We start from the raw sequence: 342 nt of genomic DNA on the forward strand, positions 1-342 counted from the left end.
CAGTATCGTTTTTAATGCATCAAGACTGGTTTTTGTGGCGAACTCAAGCTCCCGCTCCTGCAGAAACTGCGCCTGACGACCCAGCACGTCCTGGCTCCAGCCATTGAGCTCATGAACAATCCCTACCGGATCCCAGAGTGGAAGCAGCAGCGGCGTCATCCCCTCACTCCGGTTCTGCATGGCCGTAACCGTCGCGGCAGCCCTGCCGCTGCGTTTTTTTGCCCACGGGTACAGGCTGGACTGCATTTTCACCACATCATCACTGACCCGCCAGGGGTCATCCACCGTCGGATCCCAGAGCGACGATACCCGGCTGACATTTACCACTTTTGCATCATCCGG

At 57.6% G+C, this 342-nt stretch carries 1 pseudogene; it reads right to left on the reverse strand.

Features of this window, described 5'->3' with window-relative positions:
- Window positions 1-342, reverse strand: a pseudogene (locus L977_RS24705) (hypothetical protein); the annotation flags it as partial.

This window comes from Enterobacter sp. ZOR0014, from assembly GCF_000798855.1.
Taxonomy (GTDB): domain Bacteria; phylum Pseudomonadota; class Gammaproteobacteria; order Enterobacterales; family Enterobacteriaceae; genus Enterobacter; species Enterobacter kobei.